15 protein-coding genes and 1 pseudogene are annotated in these 22,294 nt (G+C 64.1%); 7 read left to right on the top strand and 9 right to left on the bottom strand.

What is annotated here, in order from left to right:
- The first annotated feature begins 141 nt into the window (after nt 1–141).
- From ypfJ to ACKLLE_RS08110, 3 genes and pseudogenes are all read left to right on the top strand, one after another.
- Nucleotides 142–1,020, top strand: a complete 879-nt coding sequence (gene ypfJ, locus ACKLLE_RS08120; RefSeq protein WP_009398932.1) for a KPN_02809 family neutral zinc metallopeptidase — start codon at nt 142–144, stop codon at nt 1,018–1,020.
- A gap of 448 nt (nt 1,021–1,468) precedes the next feature.
- Nucleotides 1,469–2,350, top strand: a pseudogene (locus tag ACKLLE_RS08115) (methyl-accepting chemotaxis protein); the annotation flags it as partial.
- 39 nt (nt 2,351–2,389) lie between these two features.
- Complete coding sequence (locus ACKLLE_RS08110; protein ID WP_420057705.1) at nt 2,390–3,253, top strand: methyl-accepting chemotaxis protein; 864 nt, start codon at nt 2,390–2,392, stop codon at nt 3,251–3,253.
- Nucleotides 3,254–3,357: 104 nt separating this feature from the next.
- Here ACKLLE_RS08110 and ggt read toward each other — a convergent pair whose 3' ends face one another.
- From ggt to mdaB, 3 genes are all read right to left on the bottom strand, one after another.
- Entirely contained in the window at nt 3,358–5,025 is a 1,668-nt protein-coding gene (gene ggt / locus ACKLLE_RS08105) for a gamma-glutamyltransferase (protein ID WP_420057555.1), read from the bottom strand.
- An 81-nt stretch (nt 5,026–5,106) separates the two neighbouring features.
- The gene (locus tag ACKLLE_RS08100) at nt 5,107–6,003 is read right to left on the bottom strand and encodes a LysR substrate-binding domain-containing protein (RefSeq protein WP_420057553.1); all 897 of its coding nucleotides are present in this window, start codon (nt 6,001–6,003) and stop codon (nt 5,107–5,109) included.
- A 67-nt stretch (nt 6,004–6,070) separates the two neighbouring features.
- Nucleotides 6,071–6,661, bottom strand: a complete 591-nt coding sequence (gene mdaB / locus ACKLLE_RS08095; protein WP_420057551.1) for an NADPH:quinone oxidoreductase MdaB — start codon at nt 6,659–6,661, stop codon at nt 6,071–6,073.
- Nucleotides 6,662–6,845: 184 nt separating this feature from the next.
- On the opposite strand from mdaB, the gene ACKLLE_RS08090 reads away from it, so the two are divergent.
- A complete protein-coding gene (locus ACKLLE_RS08090; protein WP_420057550.1) occupies nt 6,846–7,160 on the top strand; it encodes a putative quinol monooxygenase in 315 nt (104 codons plus the stop codon).
- Here ACKLLE_RS08090 and ACKLLE_RS08085 read toward each other — a convergent pair.
- Nucleotides 7,150–7,914, bottom strand: a complete 765-nt coding sequence (locus tag ACKLLE_RS08085; protein WP_009397675.1) for a sulfite exporter TauE/SafE family protein — start codon at nt 7,912–7,914, stop codon at nt 7,150–7,152. The two genes, ACKLLE_RS08090 and ACKLLE_RS08085, sit on opposite strands and share 11 nt — an antisense overlap.
- A gap of 111 nt (nt 7,915–8,025) precedes the next feature.
- Here ACKLLE_RS08085 and ACKLLE_RS08080 point away from each other — a divergent pair, with 111 nt between their 5' ends.
- Together ACKLLE_RS08080 and ACKLLE_RS08075 are read left to right on the top strand one after the other, a co-directional pair.
- Nucleotides 8,026–8,913, top strand: a complete 888-nt coding sequence (locus ACKLLE_RS08080; protein ID WP_064303581.1) for a LysR substrate-binding domain-containing protein — start codon at nt 8,026–8,028, stop codon at nt 8,911–8,913.
- Nucleotides 8,914–8,997: 84 nt separating this feature from the next.
- Entirely contained in the window at nt 8,998–9,342 is a 345-nt protein-coding gene (locus ACKLLE_RS08075; RefSeq protein WP_009397672.1) for a cupin domain-containing protein, read from the top strand.
- Nucleotides 9,343–9,443: 101 nt separating this feature from the next.
- Here the strand turns inward: ACKLLE_RS08075 and mmsB are convergent, their stop codons facing one another.
- Nucleotides 9,444–10,331: a 3-hydroxyisobutyrate dehydrogenase gene (gene mmsB, locus ACKLLE_RS08070; protein ID WP_420057549.1), complete on the bottom strand. Its 888-nt coding sequence runs from the start codon at nt 10,329–10,331 to the stop codon at nt 9,444–9,446.
- Nucleotides 10,332–10,341: 10 nt separating this feature from the next.
- On the bottom strand, nt 10,342–11,868 hold the full coding sequence (locus tag ACKLLE_RS08065) for a CoA-acylating methylmalonate-semialdehyde dehydrogenase (protein ID WP_009397670.1): 1,527 nt from the start codon (nt 11,866–11,868) through the stop codon (nt 10,342–10,344).
- Nucleotides 11,869–11,999: 131 nt separating this feature from the next.
- On the opposite strand from ACKLLE_RS08065, the gene ACKLLE_RS08060 reads away from it, so the two are divergent.
- A complete protein-coding gene (locus ACKLLE_RS08060; RefSeq protein ID WP_064303589.1) occupies nt 12,000–12,947 on the top strand; it encodes a LysR family transcriptional regulator in 948 nt (315 codons plus the stop codon).
- A gap of 11 nt (nt 12,948–12,958) precedes the next feature.
- Here the strand turns inward: ACKLLE_RS08060 and recD are convergent, their stop codons facing one another.
- From recD to recC, 3 genes are read right to left on the bottom strand one after another with little or no spacing between them, the layout of a single operon-like run.
- Nucleotides 12,959–15,040: an exodeoxyribonuclease V subunit alpha gene (gene recD, locus ACKLLE_RS08055; protein WP_420057546.1), complete on the bottom strand. Its 2,082-nt coding sequence runs from the start codon at nt 15,038–15,040 to the stop codon at nt 12,959–12,961.
- A complete protein-coding gene (gene recB / locus ACKLLE_RS08050; RefSeq protein ID WP_420057545.1) occupies nt 15,037–18,726 on the bottom strand; it encodes an exodeoxyribonuclease V subunit beta in 3,690 nt (1,229 codons plus the stop codon). The genes recD and recB overlap by 4 nt, the downstream gene beginning before the upstream one ends.
- On the bottom strand, nt 18,723–22,199 hold the full coding sequence (gene recC / locus ACKLLE_RS08045; RefSeq protein WP_420057544.1) for an exodeoxyribonuclease V subunit gamma: 3,477 nt from the start codon (nt 22,197–22,199) through the stop codon (nt 18,723–18,725). The genes recB and recC overlap by 4 nt, the downstream gene beginning before the upstream one ends.
- Nucleotides 22,200–22,294 lie beyond the last annotated feature (95 nt).

Raw genomic sequence — 22,294 nt, 5'->3', positions numbered from 1 at the left:
TGCGGCGAAGTGTCTCTCGTGACGAACCCGGCGAAAACTGAATTGTCCTACCTGACTCATAACCACATGGTTATGTGTAACCTGATGTCTCCCGACTGGACTAGTCTTAGGGCGACGACACCACCCCGTGGAGAACTACCCATGCAATGGCGAAAAGGCAGACGCAGCGACAACGTGGTCGACGCTCGGGGCGAGAGTCCGGGCGGCATGCGCATGGGCGGCGGCAAGGGCCTGACCCTGGGCGCCGTGGTGCTGATCGTCGGGATCGGCCTGCTGACCGGGCAGGATCCGATGCAGATCCTGGGGCAACTGGCCGGGCAGATGCAGCAGGGCGCGCCCACCCAGTCCCAGACAGCGCCGCGCCCGGCGGCGAACGACGAGGGCAGCCAGTTCGTCGCCAGCATCCTGGGTGATACCGAAGACACCTGGCGGGCGATCTTTGCCCAGGCCAACAGGCAGTACAAGGATCCGAAGCTGGTGCTGTTCAGCGGCCAGGTGAATTCCGCCTGCGGCTTCGCCACCTCTGCCACCGGGCCGTTCTACTGCCCGGCAGACCAGCAGGTGTACCTGGACATGAGTTTCTTCCGCGAAATGGAGCAGCGCTTCGCCGCTGCGGGCGACTTCGCCCAGGCCTACGTGATCGCCCATGAAGTCGGCCATCACGTGCAGACCCTGCTGGGCATCTCGGCCAAGGTCAACGACGCGCGGCGCAGCGGCCAGCGGGTCGAGGGCGCCAGCGGCCTGCTGGTACGCCAGGAACTGCAGGCCGACTGCCTTGCCGGGGTCTGGGCCTACCAGGCGCAACAACGGCACAACTGGCTGGAGCCGGGAGATGTCGAAGAGGCCCTGAACGCGGCCAATGCCATCGGCGATGATCGCCTGCAGCAGCAGGGTCAGGGCCGCGTGGTACCGGACTCCTTCACCCACGGAACCTCGGCGCAAAGGGTGAAGTGGTTCAAGGCGGGGTTCGACAAGGGGGATATCAACCAGTGCGATACCTTCACCGCCAAGGTGCTGTGATTTCCCAGGCGCCGCTGCCCCCCTGTGGGAGCTGGCGTTGCCAGCGATGAGGCCAAACCTGACAAAGCAGTTGCCTGACCAGACGCCATCGCCGGCAACGCCGGCTCCCACAAGAATTCCTGCCAACTTCGATTACCCGACAGGCCCCGCATTTGCGGGGCTTGTCACATCTTGTTGAGTATTTTCGTCGGTTTTATTGAAAAAGCGTTTCAGCCCGCCGGGTTTACGCCGATAAAGCGTCCTCTACACACGCTGGCCTCCAAGAAAAAGAACTTTCAGCGACCGCCGATCACACCTTTTCTGGAGGGAACCCATGAACAGTTGGTTTGCCAACATCAGTGTCAATCTCAAGCTCGGGCTCGGTTTCGGCCTGGTCCTGGTGCTCACCGCCCTGCTCGCACTCACCGGCTGGAGCAGCCTGGGCAGCCTGATCCAGCGCAGCAACTGGATGAGCGACATCACCCGCCTGAACAGCGACCTGACCAACCTGCGGGTCGCGCGCCTGCAGTACATGCTGGCCAACGGCGACGACGCCACCGCCAACAACGTGCAGGCCAAGCTCAATGACTTCAACCAACAGCAGCAGCAGTTGCTGAAGACCTTCAAGAGCCCGGAAAACCTCAAGCTGCTGAACGAGCAGGCGCAGATCATCGCCGCCTACCAGGTCACCCTCGACCGTATGCGCGCCACCTACAAGGCCAGCGCGGTGGCACGTACCGATCTGGAAACCACCGCCGCCGCCGCGCTGCAACTGATCGATAACATCAACCGCGATGTGCTCGGCCAGGGCGAAAGCGATGCCGCACGCCTGGAGCAATACCGCGCGGCCAGCGCCGCCAAGGAGCAGTTGCTGCAAGTGCGCTTCGAAGTGCGCGGCTACATCGCCGACAACTCGACGCAGAGCGAGCAGACGGCGCTGCGCCAGCTGGACAACGCCCTCGACTATGCGCGCAAGCTGGGCCAGGTGCTGCCCAACGAAGCAGCGCGCATCCAGCAGTTCGAGGCTGCCGTGGTCAGCTACCGCGATGCCTTGAACCGCTACAAGGCCGCCATCGCCGACATCGCCGCCGCCCGTGCGGAAATGACCACCCAAGGCTACGACATCGTCAGCCGCAGCGAAGCGCTGTACAAAATCCAGCTCGAACGTCGCGACGCCGAAAGCGCCGAAGCCCGTACCCTGCAATTGATCGCCACGCTGCTGGCCTTGATCGTCGGCATTGCCGCCGCATTGATCATCACCCGCCAGATCGTCCGCCCGCTGCGTGAAACCATGACCGTGGTCGAACGTATCGCCGCCGGCGACCTGACCCACGAACAGCGGGTCACTCGTCGCGACGAGCTGGGCGTGCTGCAACAGGGCATCCAGCGCATGGGCACCACCCTGCGCGAGCTGATCAGCGGCATCCGCGATGGCGTCACCCAGATCGCCAGCGCTGCCGAAGAGCTGTCGGCCGTCACCGAGCAAACCAGTGCCGGCGCCAACAACCAGAAAAGCGAGACCGATCAGGTCGCTACCGCCATGCATGAAATGGCGACCACCGTGCAGGAAGTCGCGCGCAACGCCGAACACGCCTCGGCAGCGGCCACCGACGCCGACCGCCAGGCGCGTGCCGGTGACGACGTGGTCGGCCAGGCCATCGCCCAGATCGAAAAACTGGCCGGCGAGGTACAGCGCTCCACCGAGGCCATGGCCGAGTTGCAGAAGGAAAGCCAGAAGATCGGCAGCGTCATGGATGTGATCAAGTCGGTCGCCGAGCAGACCAACCTGCTGGCCCTCAATGCCGCCATCGAGGCGGCCCGTGCCGGCGAAGCCGGGCGTGGTTTTGCGGTGGTGGCCGATGAAGTGCGCGGGCTGGCGCAGCGCACGCAGAAATCCACCGAGGAAATCGAAGAACTGGTGGCCGGCCTGCAGGCCGGCACCCAGCAGGTGGCCAATGTCATGCTTGGCAGCCGCAGCCTGACCGACAGCAGCGTCGAGCTGACCCGCAAGGCCGGGACCTCACTGGAGAGCATCACCCGCGTGGTCTCCGACATCCAGTCGATGAACCAGCAGATCGCTGCGGCAGCCGAGCAGCAGAGCGCGGTGGCCGAGGAAATCAGCCGGAGCATCCTAAGTGTGCGGGACGTGTCGGAGCAGACCGCTTCGGCCAGCGAGGAGACGGCGGCGTCCAGTGTCGAGCTGGCGCGGCTGGGGAATCAGTTGCAGATGATGGTCAGTCACTTCCGGGTCTGACCTGACACGGATCTGTGGGAGCGGGTTCACCCGCGATTGCGTCGGTGAGTTCACCACTGTAATCGCGGGTGAACCCGCTCCCACACTGACCGCGTCAAACCAACTTACTTGACTACCTGCCCCACCCCTCTCCCGCGCGGATCCGAAGCCGTCTCCAGCTTGCCGCCACTGACCCGGATAGCCTGCACATCCCCCATCTCCCAGCCCTGATCCTCCAGGGTATATCCCATCTTCTTCAGCTCCTGCGCCACCTCACCGGTCAACGGCGCATAGGCATCGAAGTAAATGGTGTCCTTGGGCAGCAACTGGTGATGCACGCGCTGCGCGGCCACGGCTTTGTCCAGTGGCAGGTCGTAGTCATACAGGTTGTTCAGCACCTGGAAGATCGAGGTGAAGATCCGCGAGCCACCCGGTGTTCCCAGCACCAGGGTCACCTGGCCATCGCGGGTCACCAGGCTCGGACTCATCGACGACAACATGCGCTTGCCCGGCTCGATGGCATTGGCATCGCCACCCACCACGCCGAAGGCATTGGCTACACCCGGCTTGGAACTGAAGTCATCCATTTCGTCGTTGAGCAGGAAGCCCGCGCCCTTGACCACCATGCCGCTGCCGTAGTCCCAGTTCAGGGTGTAGGTATTGCTGACCGCATTGCCCTGTTTGTCGACGATGGAGAAGTGGGTAGTCTGGTGCGGTTCAAGGCCCGGGCGGACTTTCCCGGTTTCGGAAATCGCCGTCGGATTGATCTCTTTCGCGCGCTTTGCCAGGTAATCCGGCGCCACCAGTTCGGCCACCGGCACCTTGGCGAAGGCCGGGTCGCCCAGGTAGTCGGCGCGGTCCGCGAATACCCGCTTCTCGATCTCGGCCAGCAGGTGGATATAACGTGCCGAGTTCAGCCCGACGCCCTTGAAGTCGGCCGCACGTTGCTCCTTGATGCCCAGCAACTGAGCCAGCGCTATGCCGCCCGAGCTGGGCAGCGGCGCGGTGTACACCACGTTGCCGCGCCAGTCGATGCGCATCGGCTCACGCCAGACCGCCTTGTAGTCCTTGAGGTCATCCTTGCTGATCAGGCCGTTGCTGGCCTGCATCTGCGCCACCAGCAGGTCGGCGGTCCTGCCCTGGTAGAACTCGCTGACCCCCTTGTCGGCGATGCGCTCCAGGGTCTGCGCCAGCTCGGGCTGCTTGAAGGTTTCGCCGACCTTCATGTGGCCGAAGTAATCGTTGAAGTTGGTGCTGTCCTTGAACAGGCCCTGGGCGTCCTCGCGGTATTGATATTGCTTTTCGGCGACCTTGAAACCGTTCTTCGCATAGCCGACGGCCGGGGTCAGCAGCTCCGACCAGGGCAGCTTGCCGAACTTCCGGTGGGCCTCCCAGAGCCCCATCACCGTGCCCGGTACACCCGCCGCACGGGCGCCTACCAGGCTTAGGTTCTCGATGATCTCGCCCTTGTCGTCGAGGTACATGTTGCGCGTGGCAGCCTTGGGCGCCACTTCGCGGTAGTCGAGGAAATACGCCTTGCCGTCCATGTACAGGGTCATGAAGCCACCGCCGCCGATGTTACCGGCCTCGGGGTAGGTCACGGCGAGGGTGAAGGCGGTGGCGACGGCGGCATCCACCGCGTTGCCACCCTTCTTGAGAATGTCGGCGGCAACCTGTGCGCCATATTGATCGGGAGCGGCGACAGCGCCGCCTTCCAGTGTCACTGCGTAAGCCGCAGAGCTGGCGAAAATCGCCGCGGAGAAGCCCAAGGTTCGAAGCATCACTACGCGCATAAAACGTCCCTGGTGTTGTTTTCGTTGAACACTCATTAAGGCCCATGAAGGAAGAGTTATCAAACGAAGTGGGATGTTTCCTCAGCAGGCGTAGGCAGCGAGCTTGTGCTGGATGAAGTCGAGGAAGCACTGGATGCGCAGGGCCAGCTGCGAGTTGCGGTAGTACACGGCGTGGATCGGCTGACGGTAGCCGCTGTTGGCTTCGCCCAGCAGGACCTGCAGACGACCGCTGCGGATATCCTCGTGGGTCATGAAATGGGACAGGCAGGCGATGCCCTCGCCAGCCAGGGCCAGGGCGCGAATGGTTTCGCCGCTGGACGCACACAGGGTCGGACGGATCAGCCAGCGATCGCCCTCGGCGTGGCGCAACGGCCAGTGGTTGAGGGTTTCGGTCTGGGTGAAACCGATCAGGGAGTGCTGCGCCAGATCCTCGACCCGTGCCGGAATGCCATGGCGCTCCAGGTAGAGCGGGCTGGCCAGCAGGTTCAGCGGGCTGCAACCCAAGGAGCGGGCATGCAGGCTGGAGTCGGCCAGCTCACCGATGCGGATCGCCACATCGGTGCTCTGCTCCAGCAGGTCGATAATCAGGTCGTTGGTGTTCAACTCCAGCTGGATCTGCGGATACAGCGCACGAAACTCGCCGATCCAGGGCACGATGGCATGGAGCATGAACGGCAGCGCGGCATTGACCCGCAGGCGCCCGGACGGGGTCTGGTGATGCTGGGAGAGGTGTTCCTCCAGCTCGTCCATCTGCTGCAGGATCGCCTTGGCCCGCTCGAAGAAAAAACGCCCTTCCTCGGTCAGGTCCATGCGCCGCGTAGTGCGGTTGATCAGGGTCGTGCCCAGCTTGCTTTCCAGGCGCGACAGGGTCCGGCTGATGGCCGAGGGCGTCTGCCCGCCCTGTTCGGCGGCGGCGGAAATCGAGCCGCACTCGATCACCGAGACGAACACCTGCAATTCATCGGACCTGGCTTTCACTGAAGGACTCTCACGATCGACAACCGGCAGAGTCATAGCCCGTCGCCGCGCGATACGCAAGGCCGGATCAGGCCTTGCCGGCGAATACCCGGGCCAGGTGCGCCTCGTAGGCAGCGACGGTCGCCGGCACATCGGGACGTTTCATCACATCGGTGGCGAGGAAAGTCGGCAGGCGGCTCATGCCGAGGAATTCATTGGCCTTGTGGAACGGGAAGTACACCGCGTCCACGCCCTTGCCCTCGAAGAACTGGCCCGGCTCGTCGAATGCCTCCTGCGGGGCGTTCCAGGTCAGCGACAACATGTACTGCTTGCCCTGGATCAGGCCACCGCTGCCATATTTCTTCGAGCCGTCGGCACGGGTTCGGCCATCGCTCGCATACAGGCTGCCGTGGCCGGCGGTGAAGACCTCGTCGAGGTATTGCTTGACGGTCCAGGGCGCTCCCATCCACCAGCCGGGCATCTGGTAGATGACCACATCGGCCCACAGGAACTTCCCGACTTCCTCCTGGGTGTCGTAGCCGCCGTCGATATAGGTGCTCTTCACGTCGTAGCCGGCGCGGTCGAGGAAGGCCACCGCGGTTTCATGCAGGGTTTCGTTCAAGCGGCCATCGGAATGGGCGAATTGCTTGCCGCCGTTGAGCAGCAGGATCTTTTTCATTGCGAAGCCTCGTCGTTCGTTCGGGTCCGCCTCGAAGGGGACCGGGATAACTGGATGCCGGCAGATTAATCGGCAGCCGACGAGGGAAAAACCGTCCCACGAGCAAAATACTTTTGACGTGAAAGCACAAATTGGCTGCCGATTATTGAAATAGAATCAGCGCTTCACTTTCCGGAGATTTCCCATGAGCGAACCCTACGGCTTCATTCTCAAAGCCAAGACCCGCCCGGAACAGGCCGATGCCTTCGAGCGCCTGTTCCGCGCCTACGTCGAACCGAGCCGCGCCGAGCCGGGCTGCATCGAGTACCACATGCTGCGCGACAAGGAAGACCCGACCCTGTTCGTGTTCTATGAAGTCTGGGCCAGCAAGGAAGCGCTGGACGTGCATTCCGCCCTGCCGCACATGACTGAATTCTTCGAGCGGCGCATGGACTACCTGGAGCGGGATTTCGACATCCAGTTGATCGAGATGCTCAGCGAGTCCTCGGCTAACCGTTGATCATCAGGTGCGCGCCGAGCAGCGCCAGGCCGATGAAGAAGCAGCGCTTGAAGAGCTGGGCGCTGATGCGCTGGCGCAGCCACTGGCCGACGAACATACCCAGCAGCGCAGGCGCCAGCACCAGCAACGACGCACCCAGGGCCTGACTGCCGAGGGCGTCCTGCCCGGCCAGGCCGATGGCCAGTGCGACGGTGGAAACGGTGAAGGACAAACCCAGGGCCTGGACCCGCTCATCGCGATCCAGGTCCAGCGCACCGAGGTAAGGCACCGCCGGGATCACGAAGACACCGGTAGCGGCGGTGATCAGTCCGGTCAGCGCGCCACACACGGGCCCCAGCCACACTTCCTGCCGCGGTTTCAGGCTGAACGGCGGCAACCACAATCCCACCAGCGCATACAGCAACAGCGCCGCGCCCAAGGCATGGGCCGCCCAGGCGCCACTGCTGATCCCCAGCCAGGCGCTGCCGGCCAGGGTGCCGAGGAAGATCATCAGCAGCATGGGCCACAAACGATTGATCAAGCCGCGCAGGTGTCCGCCGCTTGCCAGTTGCCAGATATTGGTCAGGGTCGAAGGGACGATCAGCAAGGCCGCTGCCTGCGCCGGAGGCATAGCCAGGCCGAGCAGGCCCATGGCGATGGTAGGCAGGCCGAGGCCGATCACGCCCTTGACTGCACCGGCGAGGAGGAAGGTGAGGAGAACCAGCAAGGTAAGGGCTGGGCCGATTTGTTGGTAGAAGGCGAGGAAGGTTTGCATGGGGAAATAGTGCCCGGATAACCATCAGTAGCCTATTCGTAAATTCGGCAGCCAGCCTATCGTATGGCAATAGGCTTCTCTAAACTCAACCAATTTCTGGCGGCCGCTCTCATGCACTTCGACCTCACCGACCTCCGCCTTTTCCTCCATACCGTGGAGTGCGGCAACATCACCGCCGGTGCGCGGCGCAGTCATTTGTCGCTGCCGGCAGCCAGTGCGCGGATCCGGGCGATGGAGAGTTCACTGGGAATCGCCCTGCTCGAACGCAATCGCCGGGGCGTGCAACCCACGCCAGCGGGACAGGCGCTGGTCACCCATGCGCGGCAGATCGGCCTCCAGGTCGAGCGCCTGCGATTCGACCTGGCGCAGTACGCCAATGGCCTGCAGGGCCAGGTTCGCCTGTTGTGCAATACCGCGGCGCTGACCGAGTACCTGCCGGAACTGCTCGCCGGGTTCCTGCGCCAGCGTCCGCAGATCGATGTGGATATCCAGGAATTGCCGAGCCTGCGCATCGTCCAGGCGCTCGGCCAGGGCATCGCCGATATCGGGATCATCTCGACGGCAGTGGCTTGCGGCGACTTGCAGACCCGGCCATTCCGCGATGATCCGCTGGTGCTGATCATGGCGCCCGACCACCCGCTCGCGGCTGTGGACAATCCCGGCTTTCCCCGCTCACTCGAACACGGCTATGTCGGTCTCGGCGCCAGCAGCGCCCTGGCCCTTCATCTGGAAGAACAGGCGCTGCACCTGGGCCGACGCATGCAGGTGCGAGTAAGGGCCGAGGGCTTCGACGGGGTGATCCGCATGGTCGCCCACGGTGCCGGGCTGGGCATCGTGCCGCTGGCGGCGGTGCGCCGTTGGCAGGGCATGCTGCCGTTGCACAGTGTGGCCTTGCAGGAAGAGTGGGCGCAGCGCCGGTTGCTGCTCTGCGCACGGGATTTCGCCAGCTTGCCCGGTCAGGCCCTGGCCCTGCTCGAGGCCCTGGCGCCGCGCGTTTAGACAACTGGACGTCGAACACAGGCAATTGCCGTGCAGACCGGCCCGCTAGGCTGCGGACTCTTTCAATTGCCTGACGGAGCCCTTATGAGCAAGCCAATCGTGGTCCTTCGCGATACCCATCCGCTGCCGGTACTCGACGCCTGCAAATGGGAAAAACTGGCGGGCGATCCGCACACCGTCAACCTCAACGCCTACACCAGCGAAGACGGCAGCAAGATCATGGGCACCTGGATCTGCACCCCGGGCAAATGGCGAGTGGCCTACGAGAAGTGGGAGTACTGCCATTTCCAGGAAGGCTATTGCGTGATCACCCCTGACGGCCAGGAGCCGATTCACCTGCGCGCCGGGGATATCTTCATCGTCGAGCCGGGAATGAAGGGCACCTGGGAAGTGGTCGAGACGGTGCGCAAGTATTTCGTCTTTGCTTGATTTACGCGGCCCCTGTGGGAGCGGGTTCACCCGCGATTACTGTAGTGAATTCACCATCGTAATCGCGGGTGAAACCGCTCCCACAAGGTCCGCGTCGTCAGTTACTCCGACTTACGGTAACTCTCCACTATCGCCGAAAAGTCCTTCCCGCCATCCCCGCGCAAGCTCATCGCCTGGTAGAGCTGCTGTGCCACCGCTCCGAGGATCACCGGCTGATGTGCCTGTTTCGCCGCTTCGGTCGCCAGTCCCAGGTCCTTGAGCATCAGGTCCGCCCCGAAGCCCCCGGTATACCCGCGAGCCGCAGGTGCGGTATCGATGATTCCCGGCCACGGATTGTAGGTGTCGGAACTCCAGCATCGCCCGGTTGAGCTGTTGATGATGCCCGCCAGCACCTTGGTATCGATTCCCAGCGCATTGCCCAGGGCCATGGCCTCGGACACGCCGACCATGGAAATCCCCAGCAGCAGGTTGTTGCAGATCTTGGCGATCTGCCCGGTGCCGACATCGCCGCAATGCACGATATTGCGGCCCATCTGCGCCAGTACCGGCTGCAGGGTGGCGAACAGCGCGTCGCTGCCACCGACCATGAAGGTCAAGGTCCCCGCCGCCGCGCCCCCGGTCCCTCCCGACACCGGCGCGTCGCCCATGTCCACGCCCTGTTTCTTCGCGGCAGCGGACACGTCACGGGCGGTCTGCGGATCGATGGTGCTGCAGTCCACCACCGGCGTACCGGCACGGACACCGGCCAGCACCCCGTTTTCACCCAGGTAGACGCTGCGCACATGAGCCGCGGCAGGAAGCATGGTGATGACCAGCTCGGCGTTGCTGGCGGCATGCCGCGGCGAATCGCTGATATGCCCGCCCAGACCCGCCAGTTCGGCGAGAACGCTGGTATTGAGGTCGAACAGGTCGAGGTGGTGCCCGGCCTTGATCAGGTTGCGCGCCATCGGCGCGCCCATGTTGCCCAGTCCTATGAATGCGATACGCATGATCGACTCCTTAGCGCAGGCTGATGGTGGTGTTCACGCCGTCGTTGACGCTGTCGTCATCGAACCAGCGGGCAGTGACCGTCTTGGTCTGAGTGTAGAACTGCACCACCTGCTTGCCGTACGGGCCGAGGTCGCCGAGCTTGGAGCCACGGGATCCGGTGAAGCTGAAGAACGGCACCGGCACCGGAATCGGGATATTGATGCCGACCTGGCCGACGTCGATCTCCGCCTGGAACTTGCGCGCTGCCGCTCCGCTCTGGGTGAACAAGCCGGTACCGTTGCCGAATGGGTTGCGGTTGACCAGGGCAATGGCTTCGTCGAGGGTGTCGACTTCCAGCACCACCAGCACCGGGCCGAAGATTTCCTGGGTGTAGATCTGCATGTCGGTCGTCACCCCGGAGAACAGGGTCGGGCCGACGAAGTTGCCGTTCTCGTAGCCCGGCACCTTGACGTCGCGACCGTCCAGTTCGAGCCTGGCGCCCTCGCGGATACCGCTTTCGATCAGGCCCAGCACACGTTCCTTGGCGCGCTTGGAGATCAGCGGGCCGACATCGGTGCCCGGCTCGTTGCCGGCATTGACCTTCAGCTTCGCAGCCAGGGCCTTGAGGTCCGGCAGCCACTCGCGGGCCTTGCCTACCAGCACCGCCACCGAGGTCGCCATGCAGCGCTGGCCGGCGGCACCGAAGGCCGCACCGGCCAGGGCATTGAGGGTCTGCTCGCGATTGGCGTCAGGCAGCACCACCGCGTGGTTCTTCGCCCCCATCATCGACTGCACGCGCTTGCCGTGCTGGCCGGCCAGGTTGTAGACGTGGGTGCCGACTTCGGTAGAGCCGACGAAGGAAATCGCCTTGATATCGCTATGGGTGCACAACGCATCCACCACGTGCTTGCCGCCGTGCACGACATTGAGCACACCGGCCGGAACCCCGGCTTCGATCGCCAGTTCGACGAGCATCATGGTCGACAGGGGATCCTGCTCGGACGGCTTGAGCACGAAGGTATTGCCGCAGACGATCGCCATCGGGAACATCCACAGCGGGATCATTGCCGGGAAGTTGAACGGGGTGATGCCGGCGCACACTCCGATCGGCTGGCGCAGGGTGTAGGTGTCGACCCCACCGGCCACGTTCTCGGCGAACTCGCCCATCTGCAGGGTGCCGATGCTGCACGCATGCTCCACCACTTCCAGGCCGCGGAAGATATCGCCCTCGGCGTCGGCGATGGTCTTGCCCTGCTCGGCGCTGAGGGTCACGGCGATGCGCTTGGAATGTTCACGGATCAGCGCCTGCAGGCGCAGCATGATGCGCATGCGTGCGCCGATCGGGGTGTCCTTCCAGGTCTTGAAGGCGCGCTGGGCGGCAGCCACGGCGGCATCCACTTCCTCGGCGGTGGCAAAGGGCACGCGCGCCAGCACTTCCTGGGTGGCCGGGTTGACGATGTCTCGCCATTCGCTGGTTTTCGACTCGACCCACTGGCCGTCGATCAACAGGCGGACCTGATCGACCTTGGTCTGGCCGGGCGTGAGGGATGCGTTCATGGGGCTTCTCCTGGACATTATTGTTAGCGAGAGAATCGGCCGCGCCGCTGCTAGGCGCTTGGGGGCCTGGGGTGTTTTGGAGTATAGATGTGCAAATCTCCAACAAAAACGCACATAAAAACCGGTCCAACATGCAAAAAAACATCACCTCCCTGGGTTCGCTGAACTGGGACGACCTGAAGTTCTTTCTCGAAGTGGCGCGCACGCGCAAGGCCAGCAGCGCGGCCAAGCGCCTGAACGTGGACTACACGACCGTGTCGCGGCGGATCAATTCGCTGGAGCAGGCACTGGGCACCTTGCTGTTCGAGAAGTCGCGGACCAACGGCTTCGTGCTGACCGCAGAGGGCCAGCGCCTGCTGACCTATGCGGAAGCCATCGAAAGCACCCTGCATATGGCCTGCGAACAGGTTTCCGGGTCAGGCGTGGCGCTTTCCGGACATGTGCGGATGGGCTGTACCGAAGGGTTCGGCAGCTTCTTCATCACCCCGCAGCTCAGCCACTTCGTCGATACCTGGCCGGCGATCTCGGTGGATATCCTGCCGCTGCCACACTTCATCAGCCTGTCCAAGCGCGAGGCGGATATCGTCATCGCCCTGGAGCGGCCGGAGCATGGGCCTTATGTCTGCTGCAAGCTGTGCGACTACCGCTTGCGCCTGTATGCGACCCGGGACTATCTGGAGCGCCATGCCCCGATCCGGCAGATCAGCGACCTCGCAGAGCATCCCTTCATCAGCTATGTGGACGACCTGGCATTCAGCTCGGAGCTGCTGTACCTCAACAACCTGCTGCCCAATGCCAGTGCGCACCTGCGCAGCACCAGCGTGATCGCCCAGTACGTGGCGGCGCAGCAGGGCCGCGGGCTGGCGATCCTGCCCTGCTTCCTGGCGGCGCAGGACCCGGGGCTGGTGGCGGTGTTGCCGGACCAGGTGGAGATCACCCGGCAGTTCTGGATGTACTGCCGGGAGGATCTGCGCAAATTGAAGCGGATTACCTTGTTGTGGGATTACATCCGGGATGTGACGGAGAGGAATGGCGGGTTGTTGATGGGGGAATCGCGGGAGATGGTATTCCCGGATTAACACCCGGTCGCCTAGGTCCTCTCCAGCATCAACCCCGAAATCCGCTTCACCTTGCGTTCCACCGCCTCTTCCAGCACGCCTTTGCGTGGCTCGACCAGGCTGAACCAGTGCTTGGCCCGGGTGATGCCGGTATAGATGAGTTCCTTGGTCAGCACCGGGTTCAAGGCATCCGGCAGCACCAGTGCGGTGTGGGCGAATTCCGAGCCTTGGGATTTATGCACGGTCATGGCGTACACGGTTTCCACTTCGCTGAGCCGGCTGGGCAGGACGAAACGTACGCCGCCACGACCGTCGTTGCGCGGGAAGGCGACCCGCAGCGGTGCTTCCTCGGAGTGGCCATCCGGCACGCGCAGGGCGATGCCGATGTCGCCGTTCATCAGGTTCAGGCCGTAGTCGTTGCGGGTCACCAGTACCGGACGGCCTTCGTACCAGGGCAGGTCGCCTTCGATCAGGCCGGCATGGGTCAGCACACGGCAAACCCGCTGATTCAGCCCTTCCACGCCCCAGGGGCCCTTGCGCACCGCACAGAGCAACTGGAAGCGCTCGAACGCCTTGAGCACGCCAAGCGCCCATTCACCCCAGCAAGGTTCGTCCCCGGCCCGGTCGGCAGGCGGGCGCCCCTGGCGGATCGCATGTAGGTAATCGCGATAGCCCAACGGGCCCTCTGCCCCTTGCTCCAGGCCATCCAGCACCAGTCGGTCAAGGGCGCGGTCCTGTTCACCGCGCAGGGTCAGACCGAAGACATCGGCATGCTTGCCCTGCTGGAGCAGTTCGCGCGCCTTGCCCGCCTGCTGGCGATTGACCAGGCGAGCCAGCTCGCCAATCCCGCTTCCCTCGCCGAACCGCCGCGATCGCCGCAACATGACCACCTGCTGGGCCAAGGGGTGCTGTTGCGCATCGCCGGGAAGCAGGCCACTGTTCGCCAGGGACTCGCCACTGACCTGCTCCAGCCAGGCAGCCGTTTGCGGACTGTAGCGACCTTCCTCGGCATCCCGGCAAAGATCGCCGAGTACCGCCCCGGCCTCCACCGAGGCCAACTGGTCCTTGTCACCCAGGAGAATGAGCCGGGCACTGTCCGGCATGGCGGCCAGCAGGTTGGCCATCATCTCCAGATCGATCATCGAAGCTTCGTCCACCACCAGCACATCCAGCGGCAATTGATTGCCCGCATGGTGGCGGAAGTGCCGGGAGTTGGGACGACTGCCGAGCAGACGGTGAACGGTGGAGACATCGCAGGGAATATGCTCACGTACCTCGGCACTGACCTCGAGCAACTCGACCTGCTGGCCTATGGATTCGGTCAGGCGCGCAGCCGCCTTGCCGGTCGGCGCCGCCAGGCGAATGCGCAAGGGACGCCCTGCTTCGACTGCCGGCGCCTGCAACAAGGCCAGCAACCGCACCACCGTGGTGGTCTTGCCGGTACCGGGACCGCCGGTGATGATGCTGAACGCGCTTCGGGTGGCCAGGGCACAGGCGAGCTTCTGCCAATCGACCTGCCCGGGTTCGGCGCCATCCTTGAACAGGCTGTCCAGCCGCGCACGCAGATCCCGTGGAGTGGCGTCATGCTGCGCCAGTCGCTGGCGCAGGGCCCCGTCGATCTGCCGTTCGTAGGCCCAGTAGCGGCGCAGGTACAGGCGACCCTCGCTGAGGACCAGCGGCCGGGAAAGCTGCTGTGCATCATTACCTGCGGCCACCAGTGCGCTGGCGTGCAAATGCTGCAGCCAGGTCTCGGCGCTCAGGCGTTCGAGCAATTGCGATGGCAATAGCAGGGGCCCCGCCAGGGCATCACCCTCGGGAGGCAGCGACAAGGCGAAGTCCGGTTCGGCAAGGGTCTTGTGCAGGTCGAGGCAGACGTGGCCATGGCCCAGCTGGTGGCTGGCCAGCGCCGCAGCCAGCAGCACCAGGGGGCCGCCGTGGGGGTCGCGGTCACGCAGGAAGCCGACGAAGGCGCGGTCCAGCGAGCGCAGCCAGCCGCGTTCGACCCAGCGATCGAGCAAGGCCAGCAGGTCGTTGCTGTCGGTCAGCGGCGCAAGGGCGGCGAGGTGTTCAGCGTCCAGCGGGGTCGGCAACAGGTCGTCGAAGGTACGGATCATGGGACATCTCCAAACAGGTCCTGTTGCACCCCTTGCGGGGCGCCGCGGAACAGCGCGTCGAGCGCTTCGATCAACGCGCGCGGCGGCTTGACGAAGTACGCGCCCTGGCCTGGTGAATGCGCACCGCGCAGGAACAGATACAAGGCGCCTCCGATATGCCGGTCATAGTCGTAGTCCGGCAGCCGGGCGCGCAGTTGGCGATGCAGGGCGAGCAGGTAGAGGACATATTGCAGGTCGTAGCGGTGCTCGAGGATCGCGGCTTCCATGGCCGCCTCGCTGTAGGCAAGGTCGTCGGGGCCGAGCCAGTTGGATTTGTAGTCGGCGACGTAGTAGCGCCCATCGTGCTCGAAGACCAGGTCGATGAAGCCCTTGAACATGCCATTGAGCAGCGCTGCCTGGGCGGCTGGCCGCGGAGCGCCCTGATGGGTATGGCGGGCCACCAGGCGGTCGAGCTGCAACACGTCGACGCGATGACTGGCGAACCAGAACTCCATTTCGATCTGGTACTGGCCCAATGCGCCGAGGACCACCGGACTACGGTCATTTCCAACAGGCATGGGCGTGCTCAGCAAATGTTCGAGCCAGTCGCCGAGGGTATTGATCCAGCCTTTCCAGTCGCGACGGTTACAGCGCTGGGCAATCATCTGGCGCAGTTCACCAGGCGCAGCCGCGACACGTTCGAAACCTTGCTGACCGGCCCATTCCAGCAATCCATGAAGGAAGGTGCCGGGGTTGGGGCCGCGCGGGAAACGGTGGATATCCCCGGCGGTCGTCATGACTTCGCGCGCGGCATGCGGGTCGGGACGCTCGTCGTCCAGCAACTGCTGGGCCTGGGCGACATCGGCATCGAGCGCCAGCGCCTCCTCACCGATGCGCAGTGCGCTGTAGGAAGCGATCCACCAGTTTTCTGCGGCACGGCGTTTCGGCTCACGCGGGGCCAGCAATTCGGCGGTCTGGCGCGCAGGAACGTAAACCTGGTCATCGGCTTCAGGTGGCGGCAGGCGGCTGATCGCATCGCAGCCCTTGCCCAGGTCATCGAGCCAGCCCGCCAGGGCGGTCGAGTCAGCCAGCGGCTCACCGCCCCCGAGCAGGTAGCCGAAGGCGCTGCGATGCAACAGCGATTCCTTGCCGGTACCGCGCTTGAGATCGGCGACGCCCAGCCAGCAGGCGTGCCGGGCCCGTGTCAGGGCCACATAGAACAGGCGCAGGTCCTCGGCCAGACGCTCATCGTCGGCCATGGCGATCTGCTCGTCGCTCGGGCTCAGGGTCAGGTGCGCCACACCCTGCTCGTCATGCCAGCCCAGCGGCAGGCGCTTGCCGTCCACCGGCTTGGCGGTACAGATGAAGGGCAGGAACACCAACTCGTATTCCAGGCCCTTGGACTTGTGGATGGTCACCACCTTGACCAGCTGTTCATCGCTTTCCAGGCGCAGGATCTGCTCCTCGCCGGCCTGCCCGGATGCCGCCAGGTGTTCGGCCAGGTGCCGGATCAGCGCCTGCTCGCCGTCCAGCTCGGTCGCGGCTTGCTGGAGCAGTTCCGAGAGGTGCAGGAGGTTGGTAAGCACACGTTCGCCATCAGTGCGGCTCATCAACAGCCCGGGCAAGCGGAAGTCATGCAGCAGGTGCCGCAGCATCGGCAGCACGCCCTGGATCCGCCAGATCATTCGATACTGGCGGAACTGCATGACGCGATCTTCCCACAGCATCTCGTCTTCGTTGAGACGGGCCAGGGCACACAGCGACTGGGCCAGGGTGTGGCTGGCCAGCGCAGCCTTGAGCAGGCGTTCGTTGTCCGGTTCGGCACAGGCCTTGAGCCAGGACAGCAAGTCGCGGGCTTCCTGGGCGGCGAATACCGAGTCCTTGTCGGAGAGATAGACGCTACGCACGCCGCGAGCCGCGAGTTCGGCACGCACCAACTGCGCCTCGTGACCATCCCGCACGAGGATGGCGATATCCGAGGGCAGGCAACCGCGCAAGGAGCCGTCGGCCTGGATGAAACCGGCACGGCCCTGCTGGCCGCCATTGAGCAACTGGACGATGCGGGTGGCACAGCCTGCGGCCATCGTCTGGCGATACAGGGTGCTGGAAAGCGGCGTGTCGCTGTCCTGGTGCCAGAGGGTCAGCGCTGGCAGCGGCTGGCCATCGACCTGCAGGTGCTCCTTGTGCCCACGGGCCTTCACTGCAACGAACGGTACCGGGTTGTCGCCCAGCGAGTCACGGAACAGGAAGGCTGCACGCCCCTCCTGACGCTGTTCGGCGGTCATGAACACATGGTTGACCGCCGTCACCATCGGCTGGGTCGAGCGGAAGTTGGTGTCCAGGCTGTGCAGGCGCCCGGCGGTAGCCCGGCGCGCGCCAAGGTAGGTGAAGATGTCGGCACCACGGAAGGCGTAGATCGCCTGCTTGGGGTCGCCGATGAGGAAAAGCCCGGTATCGCGCGCGTTGTCCTCGATGCGATAGATGCATTCGAAGATGCGGTACTGCACCGGGTCGGTGTCCTGGAATTCATCGATCAGGGCCACCGGGAACTGCTCGCGAATCAAGCCGGCCAGACGCTCGCCGGCAGGGCCGGCCAAGGCCTGGTCGAGGCGCTGGAGCATGTCGTCGAAGCCCATCTCGGCGCGGCGGCGCTTTTCCTGTTCGAAGCGCTGCGAGACCCAGGCGGCTGCATGTTCGAGCAGTTGCGCATCCGGGGTCGGCAGCGCCTTCAACTGTTCGCGCAGGGTGACCATCACCTCCAGCGCAGGATGGCTCGGCGGCTCGCTCTTCCAGGCTTCGGCCAGGCCGTCGGGCGTCAGCCGGGTGAAACCGGTGCCTATATCGAGATCATGTGCCAGGTCGTCCTGCGCCCAGGCCAGAAGCTTGTCGCACCAGGGTTTGAAATAACGCTCCTGGATCATGCTGCCGTTGACGGTCTTTGCCTTGATCCCGGCGCGAAGGATTTCCAGCAATTCCTGCGACCACTGTGCCCAGGGGGCCTTCAAGGAGCACAGCAACTCGCCGCGCTGGCGCAGAACTTCGCGGATCACCTCTTGCGGCTCCAGCGCCTGTACCTCGGCCGAGTGCCGGCCGAACAGGGCGCGCACCCGCGGCAGAAGCTGGTCCGGACTGCCCCAGTTCTCCCGCACCCAGTGCAGCGCATCACCTTCCAGGCCATAGCAGAAACGCCGCCAGTAATCGCGCATGACCTGGCCGAGCAGCTCGCTGTGATCGGTTTCCAGGGTCTGGGTAAACAGGCTGCCGCTGTCGAAAGCGTGCTCGCGCAGCATCCGCTGGCACCAGCTATGGATGGTGGAAACGGCCGCTTCGTCCATCCATTGTGCAGCCACTTCGAGTCGGTTCGCGCAGGCCGGCCAGGCATCGGCAGGATAGTCGTCGCGCAGTTGCGTCAGTAGCAGATCGGCCTCGGCAAGATCGCCACGGAAGAACCGCGCGGCCTCGGCCAGACGGGTGCGGATACGTTCGCGCAACTCCTTGGTAGCGGCATCGGTGAAGGTCACCACGAGGATCTGGGGAGGCAGCAGCTCGCGGCCAAAACCCTGCTCGCCACCATGGCCGAGCACCAGGCGCAGGTAGAGTGCGGAAATGGTAAACGTCTTGCCGGTACCGGCGCTGGCCTCGATCAGTTGGCTGCCGTGGAGCGGGAAGGTGAGGGCCAGTGGCGGCTGTTCGACTGCTGCGCTCATGGACGCACCTCCTCTGCCGCCAGGGTTTGCCACGGGGCCTCGAACATCGGTCTGTACAGGCTTTCGCACCAGCCCTCGAACTCCTCGCTGGCAGTCAACGCCGCGAAGTCGCTGAACTGGCGGGCCAGCGCCGCATTCTCGCTGCGCTCGCCCTTGCGCCGGTCATCACCGTCGTAGGCCTTGGCGGCTTCGGCGAGGGCCTTGTCCGGGTCCTTGCCAGCCAGCCAGGCGAAGGCCGTCTTGATTGCTACCGGCAACGGGGCATTCATGCCGGCCTGGCGGGAAATCAGCAGGTTGCCCAACTGTTCGCTGGCTTCAGCCTGGTCGAGCGGATCCAGCATCAGGGTGACATCGGTGGCGACCACCGCGCTGTGCAGTCGATGGCCAACGGCACAAGCGGCCAGGTGGGTGACCCAGATACCGGTCAACCGATGCCACTTCAGCGTGCGCCCACTGATGATGCCGTTGGGCAAGGCAGTGATGCTCAGCAGCGCCTGGTCGGCACGCTGCTGCACACGTCCGAGCCAACCCTCGAGCTTGAGCTCACCGACCTCGAAGCGGATCGGCAAGGCGCTGTCGATGCGGGTCGGCCATCCTTCCAGCAGCTTTCGATGACGGCGCAGAAGATCCGGCAGCGGCTCGATCAGTTCTTCGCGCAGGCAATCGCCAAAACCAGCCAGGGGCAGAAGCCCACTGCCCTGCAGACGTCTGGCCTGGGTTAGCAGGGCCGTCTCGCCTTGCTCCGGGTCGAGCATCGCGGCGCCGAGCAGGCTTTCACTCAGGCCGTAGCGCTGGCGAGCATCGAGCAGGAAGGGCTCATCGTCGGCAATTGGATCTTCCACTACCTCAAAAAACACTTTCAGCCGCTGACTGAAGAAATGCCGCACGGGATGGCGGAGAAAGTCCTGCAGCAATGCCAGGGTCAGGGGCTCTTCAGGCCGGAAACGCTCCAGTTGCTCGTCCGTGGCGGTCGCACTTTCACTCCCGAGGTGCAGGCCGCGCCATTCTCGCGCATAGCTGAACAGGTCGCCGCCCTGGCGGAAATAGCGCGCGCTGAAAGGCTGTAACGGGTGCTCGGTGGTGAGCTTGTCCAGCAGTTGTTCGCCCGCGTCGTGCTTGTCGTCCTTGCTAGCGCCCTTGAGTCGCCAGCCGGCAGCGATATGGTCGCGCAACTGCCCGATCAGCACCGAGGCAGGACGCTCGCTGTTGTCACGGATACTGCGCCCGACCCAACTGACATACAGCTGGGCGCGGGCCGACAACACGGCCTCCAGCAACAGGTAGCGGTCATCTTCCCGGCGCGAGCGGTCGCCTGGACGGTAGTCGCTGCCCATCAGGTCGAAGTCCAGCGGTGGTTGCGCCCGGGGATAGTCACCGTCGTTCATGCCCAGCAGGCAGACGACCTTGAATGGAATGGCACGCATCGGCATCAGGGTACAGAAATTCACAGAACCGGCGAGGAAACGCTGGGACAGACGCCCCTGATCGAGGCCGGCGAGCCAGGCCTCGCGTACCACGGTGAGTGGCAGCAAGTCCTGCAGGCCCACCGCCTCGCAGGTCTGCAGCCAGTCGTCGCAAAGCGTCTGCAACTGGACCAGCAGATAGTCGTCGTGCTCGCTTTCGGCAAGGAAGAAGACTTGCAGCAGCGCATTGAGACGCTCGCCCCAACGGGTCGCGGTAGCCGGCTGGGATAGCTCGGAGTGTGCGACTTCCAGAGCATCCAGCAAGGCCACCAGCGGACCGATCAGAGCGGCGTCGAGGCCGCCGATCTCGTCATAGGGAACGATCCCGTCGCAGCTTTCACCAGCACCGACCGCGTAACCCAGCAGCATGCGACGCAGCCCGAAACGCCAACTGTTCTGTTCCAGTTCGTCCGGCAGGCCGAGACCGGCACGTTGCCCGGCGTTCAGGCCCCAACGGATGCCGGCACCTTCGATCCAGCGGTGCAGGGTTGGCAGGTCGCTTTCCTTGATAGCGAAACGCGCACGCAAGGCCGGAACGTCGAGCAGGTCGAGGACTTCGCTGACCGGGAAGCGGCTGTCAGGAAGTTTCAGCAGATGCTCCAGGGCGATCAGCAACGGATCCCGCCCCCTTTGCCCCTGGTCGGTAAGGGTGAACGGGATAAAGCGGCTGTCGCTACGGTCGAGCTGCCCGAACACTGCGCGGATATGGGGCGCGTAGGCGTTGATATCCGGCACCATGACTATTATGTCGCGAGGACGCAGGGTGGGGTCGGCGCTGAAGCGGGCGAGCAACTGGTCATGGAGGATCTCGACTTCGCGCTGGGCGCTGTGGGCAATGTGAAAGCGCACCGAAGGGTCCTTTTTTGGATCGACATCGGGCCACAGTTCGCGGGTTTCGCCGAGCGGGCGCAGTTCGAGGATATCGTCCTGGAGCTGGCCCAGGAGGTGCTTCGGCTCTTCGTCGCTGAACAGGTCGATGCGGCCATCGCTGAAGGCGGTTTGATAGCTGGCGGGATCGTCATAGCTGTCGAGGAGGTTGATGTAGTCACGCCCCTGCTTGCCCCAAGCGGCCAGCAAGGGATGTGCGTGCTGGTGCAGGCTTTCGGCGTCAACAGGGCCGGCCATGCCCTGCTTGCGTTGTTGGCGCTTGTATTGATGGCGCAGCAGATCCTTGTCGGCGACGATATCAGCCCAATGGTGACGACAGGGGTTGTGCACGCAAAGCAGCACCTGGCTGAAGCGGGCCAGGCCAGCCAAGGCTTCCAGGGCTTGCGCGGGCAGCGAGGAAATGCCGAACACGATCACCCGCGACGGCAAGCCCGGCGGCGCCTGTTCCAGTGCATTGATGCGTTCGATGAAGCGCTGGTGAACACCGGCCCGACTCTGTGCCATCCCCTCTTCCCCCACGTCATGCAGGAGCGCACGCCATAGCTCGGCTTGCCAGCAATTGGCCGGCGACAGTGGCTTGGCTTCGCCGCGGGCATTGATCATGACGTGACGCCCTGCCGCCCATTCCTTCAGCCAGTCGGCGCGATAGACCTGGTACTGGTCGAACAGGTCGGCCAGGCGCTCGGCCAGTTGGTAACGCTTGCGCAGGTCGCTGTCGTCGAGAAGAAAACGCTGCAGCGGTTCGAAGTGTGGGTTGTGGATAAGTTCGGGTAGCAGCCGCATCAGGCGCCAGGTCAGCGGAGCCTTGTCCAGCAACGAGGTTTCCGGGATTTCCTCGCGTCCCAGCACCTTGCGGTAAAGCTGCCACATGAAGCTGCCGGGTAGCTGGACTTCGATTGCCGCAGCGATACCGCTGCCGCCCATGTCGTCGTCCTCCGGGTCCTCGGCCAGCGCCAGTTTCAGCCACTGGGCGATACCGTTGCTCTGCACCAGGACGATCTCGTTTTCCAACGGTGCCAACGGGTAACGCCGCATCCAGCTCACCACCAGGCTGCGCAGCTCGTCCAAGCGGTTGCCGTGGACAACCATGAATCCCGGAAGCAGCTTGCTGGTATGCGACATGAGACGTCCCTGGGCAGTCGAAAAGAGAGGGGAACATAGCATGGAGCCGGTTCCCTGGGTCAGACAGGATCTGGATCGATTTGTGTCGAACCGGA

Source organism: Pseudomonas bharatica (assembly GCF_048586865.1).
Classification (GTDB): Bacteria; Pseudomonadota; Gammaproteobacteria; order Pseudomonadales; family Pseudomonadaceae; genus Aquipseudomonas; species Aquipseudomonas bharatica.
Note: the sequence above shows the minus strand (reverse complement) of the source record. Positions and strands in the feature narration are given on the sequence as shown.

Bases quoted from the DNA above. Each gene is read 5' to 3' on its own strand.
- ACKLLE_RS08085 (WP_009397675.1), bottom strand. From the start codon at position 7,914: ATGCAAACCTTCCTCGCCTTCTACCAACAAATCGGCCCAGCCCTTACC.
- ACKLLE_RS08060 (WP_064303589.1), top strand. From the start codon at position 12,000: ATGCAAAAAAACATCACCTCCCTGGGTTCGCTGAACTGGGACGACCTG.
- ACKLLE_RS08075 (WP_009397672.1), top strand. From the start codon at position 8,998: ATGAGCAAGCCAATCGTGGTCCTTCGCGATACCCATCCGCTGCCGGTA.
- ypfJ (WP_009398932.1), top strand. From the start codon at position 142: ATGCAATGGCGAAAAGGCAGACGCAGCGACAACGTGGTCGACGCTCGG.
- ACKLLE_RS08110 (WP_420057705.1), top strand. From the start codon at position 2,390: ATGGGCACCACCCTGCGCGAGCTGATCAGCGGCATCCGCGATGGCGTC.
- recD (WP_420057546.1), bottom strand. From the start codon at position 15,040: ATGATCCGTACCTTCGACGACCTGTTGCCGACCCCGCTGGACGCTGAA.
- recC (WP_420057544.1), bottom strand. From the start codon at position 22,199: ATGTCGCATACCAGCAAGCTGCTTCCGGGATTCATGGTTGTCCACGGC.
- ACKLLE_RS08065 (WP_009397670.1), bottom strand. From the start codon at position 11,868: ATGAACGCATCCCTCACGCCCGGCCAGACCAAGGTCGATCAGGTCCGC.
- ACKLLE_RS08090 (WP_420057550.1), top strand. From the start codon at position 6,846: ATGAGCGAACCCTACGGCTTCATTCTCAAAGCCAAGACCCGCCCGGAA.
- ggt (WP_420057555.1), bottom strand. From the start codon at position 5,025: ATGCGCGTAGTGATGCTTCGAACCTTGGGCTTCTCCGCGGCGATTTTC.
- mdaB (WP_420057551.1), bottom strand. From the start codon at position 6,661: ATGAAAAAGATCCTGCTGCTCAACGGCGGCAAGCAATTCGCCCATTCC.
- ACKLLE_RS08080 (WP_064303581.1), top strand. From the start codon at position 8,026: ATGCACTTCGACCTCACCGACCTCCGCCTTTTCCTCCATACCGTGGAG.
- recB (WP_420057545.1), bottom strand. From the start codon at position 18,726: ATGAGCGCAGCAGTCGAACAGCCGCCACTGGCCCTCACCTTCCCGCTC.
- mmsB (WP_420057549.1), bottom strand. From the start codon at position 10,331: ATGCGTATCGCATTCATAGGACTGGGCAACATGGGCGCGCCGATGGCG.